This window comes from Chthonomonas sp., assembly GCF_035294505.1.
In the GTDB taxonomy this organism is placed as follows: Bacteria; Armatimonadota; Chthonomonadetes; order Chthonomonadales; family Chthonomonadaceae; genus Chthonomonas.
On record NZ_DATGKU010000148.1, the window covers coordinates 1 to 6,191 of the forward strand.

6 protein-coding genes and 2 pseudogenes are annotated in these 6,191 nt (G+C 53.3%); all 8 read left to right on the plus strand.

Annotation, left to right across the window (positions count from 1 at the left end):
• Positions 1–160, plus strand: a pseudogene (locus VKV18_RS15835) (glucose-1-phosphate cytidylyltransferase); the annotation flags it as partial.
• On the plus strand, positions 157–1,158 hold the full coding sequence (locus tag VKV18_RS08390; protein ID WP_324203756.1) for a GDP-mannose 4,6-dehydratase: 1,002 nt from the start codon (positions 157–159) through the stop codon (positions 1,156–1,158). The pseudogene VKV18_RS15835 and the gene VKV18_RS08390, both read left to right, overlap by 4 nt.
• Before the next feature lie 6 nt (positions 1,159–1,164).
• On the plus strand, positions 1,165–2,085 hold the full coding sequence (locus tag VKV18_RS08395) for a sulfotransferase (protein ID WP_324203757.1): 921 nt from the start codon (positions 1,165–1,167) through the stop codon (positions 2,083–2,085).
• The gene (locus VKV18_RS08400) at positions 2,072–3,190 is read left to right on the plus strand and encodes a phosphotransferase enzyme family protein (protein ID WP_324203758.1); all 1,119 of its coding nucleotides are present in this window, start codon (positions 2,072–2,074) and stop codon (positions 3,188–3,190) included. Before VKV18_RS08395 ends, VKV18_RS08400 begins: the two co-directional genes overlap by 14 nt.
• 1 nt (position 3,191) lies before the next feature.
• Entirely contained in the window at positions 3,192–4,121 is a 930-nt protein-coding gene (locus VKV18_RS08405) for an NAD(P)-dependent oxidoreductase (protein WP_324203759.1), read from the plus strand.
• On the plus strand, positions 4,093–4,914 hold the full coding sequence (locus VKV18_RS08410; RefSeq protein WP_324203760.1) for a transketolase: 822 nt from the start codon (positions 4,093–4,095) through the stop codon (positions 4,912–4,914). Before VKV18_RS08405 ends, VKV18_RS08410 begins: the two co-directional genes overlap by 29 nt.
• A complete protein-coding gene (locus tag VKV18_RS08415) occupies positions 4,911–5,825 on the plus strand; it encodes a transketolase family protein (RefSeq protein WP_324203761.1) in 915 nt (304 codons plus the stop codon). The genes VKV18_RS08410 and VKV18_RS08415 overlap by 4 nt, the downstream gene beginning before the upstream one ends.
• Positions 5,826–5,855: 30 nt before the next feature.
• Positions 5,856–6,191 (plus strand): annotated as a pseudogene (locus VKV18_RS08420) (hypothetical protein); the annotation flags it as partial.

The window sequence follows — 6,191 nt, forward strand, 5'->3', positions numbered from 1 at the left end:
CATTTTAGAGCGAGATGGCCTCGAGGTGCTAGCAAAGGAGGGGCAGCTCGCCGCCTACCGACACGAGGGATTTTGGCAGTGTATGGACACGCTGCGCGACAAGAGGCTTCTGGAAAGCCTCTGGCAATCGGCAAACGCTCCGTGGAAGGTTTGGGAATGAACGCATTCTGGAGAGATCGTCCGACCCTAATTACCGGCGCCACCGGCTTAGTGGGGGCGTGGCTGGTTAAACGGCTTTTGGAGGCGCAGGCCGATGTCGTCTGTCTCGTGCGCGACTGGGTTCCCCAAAGCGAGTTGGTTCGTAGTGGCGACATAGAGCGCGTGCGCGTTGTGCGCGGGGATATACGTGACCAGGCGCTGCTTGAGCGAATATTGGGGGAATATGAGATAGACACCGTCATCCATCTCGCCGCCCAAACGATTGTTGGGATCGCGAATCGCAACCCCATCTCCACGTTTGAAACCAACATTCAGGGTACTTGGTGCCTTCTGGAGGCTTGCCGCAGAAGCCCTAAGGTAAAACAGATCGTGGTAGCCTCATCCGACAAAGCCTACGGAGATCAAGAGAAACTACCCTATGATGAGAACACCCCACTTCAAGGACAGCATCCCTACGATGTGAGTAAATCTTGCGCCGATCTCATCTCCCATACCTACGCCAAAACCTATGAACTGCCGGTGGTGATCACGCGCTGTGGCAATTTCTACGGCGGCGGAGACCTTAACTGGAATCGCATTGTGCCCGGCACCATTCGTTCCCTTCTGAGGGGAGAACGCCCTGTGATCCGCTCGGATGGTAGCTATATTCGTGACTATTTCTACGTTGAGGATGGCGCAGCGGCCTATATGTTGCTGGCCGAGCAGCTTGCCAAACGCCCCGAACTGCGGGGAGAGGCGTTTAACTTCTCCAACGAAATCCAGGTGACCGTCCTCGACTTAGTCCATAAAATTCGCCACCTTATAGGCTCTTCCTTAGAGCCGGTTATCCTGAACGAGGCGAGCAACGAGATCAAGCACCAGTATCTAAGTGCGGAGAAGGCGCGTCGTATGCTGGGTTGGCAGCCTCTCTTCACCCTTGATGAGGGGCTTACGCGCACGATCCGATGGTATCGTGCATTCCTTTCTGCAGAAAACGAAAAACCTTTTAAGGAGATATAGAACGATATGTCCAAACCCGAACGCCTCATCATGCTTTCGGCTATGTACGAAAATGGGGGGAATACCACGCATCGTATGCTTGATGGGCATCCAGAACTGTTTGTCTACCCGTTTGAATCTCAGGTGGGCACAAGCTTAGTAGCCGACTATTTCACGAGTTTTGTCCCTTTCCGCTATCGCTGGCCTGAGTTTCCTCTTCAAGGCCATCCGAAAGAGGATTACGAGCTTTTTTATGATGAGGAGATGAAGGCGCGTTTGCGCACTCCCTCAAGAAGCAAGTTCGCCCATGCAGACCTCCAACTTGATGAGAAGGAACGAAAACAGCGCTTTGTAGAGATCGCACAGCAGAAACCGCGAACACGTGGGAATCTCGTGATGGCCTTCTTCGAGGCCACTTTCGACACTTGGCGTAATGTACAGCGCACCGGCCAGGAAAAGTACTATGTTGGCTACAATCCGGTGCAGGCCATTGATACGGAGAAGATTTTTGCCGACCTACCCGATGCCCACATCGTGCATGTGGTGCGCAATCCCTACTCCGGCTATGCCGATACCAAAAAACGCCCCTTCCCTCTCTCCCTCTCGCGCTATGTGTGGACGTGGAATATTCTCCAGCATATGGCGCTTACCTTTGCAGAGCGCTACCCGAAACGTTTTCACCTCCTTCGCTTTGAAGACATTATTGCCGACCCTAAAAAGACACTAGGCAACCTGTGTGAGCGCCTCGGCATCGCGTGGTCGGATACCTTACTCTATCCCTCTTGGAACGGCCAGCGATTGCAAGAGGTCTACCCATGGGGAACGGTACGCATTCCAACCCCAGAAGCAAACATGGCTACCCTACGCGAGCTTTCTCAGGAGGAAAGGGCAGAGATACGCTCTCTTGCCTCTGTAATGCTAAAACACCTAGGCTATGCCGATCTCTAGTTTGCAAACCCAAGCTTATGCTCTGCTACCCTCAAGTTCGGCGTTCCGTGAGGAGCAGGCGCGCCTTTTTCTGCGAAAGGCCGATATTGAACTTCCAGACCAAAGGCTTGCCACTCTTCGCGAACGCCGCAATGAGGTGTGTCTTCGACATCTCTCTGCCGTTAAAGACATTTGCCGCCGTTTTTTCACGGATGACTTTCAGATTGTTCCTTTAATGGAAATGGGCACATTTTACGCGGTCTATCGTATCGAACTTGAATCAAACCAATGCTACTACCTCCGTGCCAATCTTTTGTTGGATACACCGGCGTTTGCTTTTTTATTTGATGCTTGGGCAACCTCCTATTTGCCCCATCGCGGTGTTCCCACCGTTTCTGTTATTGCCGTTGAACTCGGTAACAGTAGCGGCGCATTCGACCACATGCTCTCTCTCGCCGCGTTAGGCCGGCCGCTGAAACAGTATGAAGACCCTCAAACACAGGCCATCAGCCCTTCCTTACTTGCTGCTCTCGGCAGAACGGTAGCACACATTCACACCCTATCCGGCGAAAACTACGGCCTACTAGATATCGCTTTCTTACAAGAGGCCGCGGATAAACCGCGCGGAAGCAAAGCCACCTGGTCAGATTATATCTTTCTCCACTTAGAAGACCATCTTGAGCTATGCAAAAACGTCGGAGTCCTGTCTTCTCAGGATGCCCAATTTTGCTTACATCTTTTCCGTAACGAAGCGTCTACAACCTTACAAGAGGTCTCATCCCATCTCCTTCATGGAGATTTGGGACATCACAATATTGTGACCGACGGAGAACAGATTACAGCGGTTTTAGACTGGGAGGACGCCCTTTGTGGCGACCCGATATTCGACATTGCAGGCTGGGGAACATTTACTAAAGACTGGATGCGGGAGCCATTTTTGGAGGGGTATACCTCTGTTCATAAACTTCCCTCTGACTTCGAATGGAGATATTGGCTCTACTACCTGCGCATCGCTTTAGCAAAGACAGTGCACAGAATACGTTTTGATATCAAGGACCCTCCTTATCGCCAACCGGCGTATTTACGAATCCATAAGGCTTTGGAGCATCTGAGAAGGATGTCATGAAATGCGCGTTTTACTAACCGGTGCAACAGGGTTCGTGGGGGCTTATACCTTGCGCAAACTGCTTGAGCAAGGGGAAACAGTGGCTGTTGTTGTGCGTCCTTCTAGCGACCCGTGGCGCATCCAAGAGCTTTTAGACAGGGTTACCGTTCTCCACGGAGATGTTTTTAACCCTCAAACGCTTGCAGAAGGCATCGCCCAATTTCGCCCTGAAGCCGTTATTCACCTCGCCTGGAAAGGGGTGGGCAACGCCGAACGCAACGACGTGGCACAGGTCTATGCAAACGTTCCCGGCAGTTTAGAACTATTACGCATAGTTGCTGAGACCGGCTGTCAACACTGGATCGGGCTTGGCTCACAGGCGGAATACGGGCCGGCCAACCAGATCGTTTCGGAACAGGCGGAAACCGCTCCTACAACCCTGTATGGCATCAGCAAGCTCGCTTTATGCCATCTTACCAAAGGGTTGTGCCAACACTACGGAATGCGCTTCGTCTGGCTGCGTCTCTTCTCCTCCTATGGTCCCATGGACAGTCCCTACTGGATGATCCCCTACCTCATTCTCTCTCTATTGCGCCGAGAACGCCCTAAACTTACCAAAGGAGAACAGCTATGGGACTATCTCTACGTCGGCGATGTCGCCGCCGCTATCTGTCATGTGCTGCACCACACAGGGGCAGAAGGCGTGTTTAATTTAGGGTCTGGCGAGGCACGCTCGCTGCGTTCTATCATAGAGTATATCCGCGATAATATAGATGCTTCGCTTCCCCTGGGATTCGGTGAGGTGCCCTATCGCCCCGATCAAGTGATGCATTTACAAGCCGACATCGGCCGGCTGAGGGCTATCGGGTGGGAGCCGAAAACCTCCCTAGAACAGGGCTTGAAACAGACTGTGGAGTGGTATCGTGCAAACCAACATCGTTACAACCGCTGATCTCGCTCGACGCATACGTGCTCACGCCTTGCGCATGGTGCATCGGGCGAACGCCTCGCATATCGGTACCTGCTTAAGCATGGCCGATCTTTTGGCCTGTCTCTACGGAGGCATTTTGCGGGTACGGCCGCAGGAACCCCATTGGCCACAACGCGACCGCTTTCTGTTGAGCAAGGGACATGGAGCTGCTATTCTGTATGCAGTGCTTGCCGAGCGCGGTTTCTTCCCCACAGAATGGCTTGAGACCTACTGTGCAGACGGGTCTCTTCTCACCGGCCACATTAGCCACCATGTGCCCGGAGTGGAGGTCTCCACCGGTTCCTTAGGGCACGGACTTTCTATAGGCTGTGGTATGGCCTTGGCCGGCAAGCGCGACGGGGCAGACTATCGCGTTTTCGTAATGCTAAGCGATGGAGAGCTTGATGAAGGCTCCAACTGGGAGCCGATTCTGTTTGCCGGCCACCATCGTCTTGACAACTTGGTCGCCATGGTAGATTACAACAAGATTCAGAGTTTTGGCAGCGTTGCCGAGGTGTTGGGCTTGGAGCCACTTAAGGCCAAATGGGAGGCTTTTGGATGGGCGGTGCGTGAGATAGATGGACATGATCATGGTCAGATTCTTTCTGCGCTCCAGGCTCTTCCTTTTCAAGAGGGGCGTCCGTCGGTACTCATCGCGCACACAGTAAAAGGCAAAGGGGTTAGCTACATGGAGGGGGAACTGGCGTGGCATTACCGTTCGCCCAATGCGGAGTTGCTACAAAAAGCCCTAGATGAGCTTGGAGGCTGCCAATGAGAACGGCATTTATCGAGGAGTTGTGTGATCTGGCCGAACAGGAGGAGCGTATTTGGCTGCTTTGCGGCGATCTGGGCTACTCGGTATTGGAGCGCTTTCGCGATCGATTCCCGAATCGTTACGTCAATGTCGGTGTTGCCGAACAGAACATGACGGGAATGGCCGCAGGCCTGGCCATGTGCGGAAAGATTGTATTTACTTACTCCATCGCGAACTTTCCGGTGCTGCGCTGTTTGGAGCAGATACGTAATGATGTTTGCTACCACCGCGCGAATGTGAAGATTGTGGCCGTGGGAGGCGGGTTGGCCTACGGAGCGCAAGGCTATACGCACCACGGTGTTGAAGACCTCGCCGTGATGCGGGTTCTACCCGAAATGACCGTTATTGCTCCTGGCGACCCCATTGAGACTCGTTTGGCAACACGTGCCATTGTGCGTCACGAGGGGCCTTGCTACCTTCGCCTTGGTAAGGCGGGAGAGCCAACGGTTCACCTTGCAGAGCCGAACTTCGAGATAGGCAAAGCCATTAAACTGCGAGAAGGCAACCACATAACGCTCATAAGTATCGGGGGCATGCTGGCCACGGTGGTAAAAGCAGCAGAGCGTTTAGCAGAAGACGACATACAGGCGCGTGTGCTAAGCATGCACACTTTGACTCCGCTTGATCGGGAAGCCGTATTGGCCGCAGCCACGGAGACCGGGGGGATCATCACCGTTGAAGAGCACGGGGTAGGAGGGCTTGCCTCTGCCGTAGCCGAGGTCTTAGCGGCTGAGGGATGCACGGTGCCATTTCGCGCTCTTCACCTGCCTCGCAAGCCGGCATCCCACGCAGGAAGTCAAGAGGCGCTTCGTGGCGTTCATGGCCTTTCTGTAGAAGGGATTATGACCGCTGCAAAGGCGATTTTAGGTTGACAGTGTATCTAGGAAAGATATAAGTCACACGTGCAAATGCAGCCAAAGGGGTGGCGTTGGTTACAGAAACTTTGGAAGGCACTAGGTATCGATCGTGCCATCGCCTATACCGCCATTAATAGGGGTTGGACCCTTATCTCCGGGGCACTCTCTCTTCTCCTCATCAGCCGTTTTCTAACTCCGGTTGAACAGGGCTACTACTTTACATTTGCAGACATTCTCGCACTTCAAATTTTCTTCGAGTTGGGGCTTTCCACGGTTCTTGTGCCTTTTGCAAGTCACGAATTTGCCCATTTGAGGTGGACAGATCGAGGCATTTTAGAGGGTGATACCACGGCCAAGTCGCGACTGGCTTCTCTCCTGCGC

Bases quoted from the DNA above. Each gene is read 5' to 3' on its own strand.
- VKV18_RS08395 (WP_324203757.1), top strand. From the start codon at position 1,165: ATGTCCAAACCCGAACGCCTCATCATGCTTTCGGCTATGTACGAAAAT.
- VKV18_RS08400 (WP_324203758.1), top strand. From the start codon at position 2,072: ATGCCGATCTCTAGTTTGCAAACCCAAGCTTATGCTCTGCTACCCTCA.
- VKV18_RS08390 (WP_324203756.1), top strand. From the start codon at position 157: ATGAACGCATTCTGGAGAGATCGTCCGACCCTAATTACCGGCGCCACC.
- VKV18_RS08415 (WP_324203761.1), top strand. From the start codon at position 4,911: ATGAGAACGGCATTTATCGAGGAGTTGTGTGATCTGGCCGAACAGGAG.
- VKV18_RS08405 (WP_324203759.1), top strand. From the start codon at position 3,192: ATGCGCGTTTTACTAACCGGTGCAACAGGGTTCGTGGGGGCTTATACC.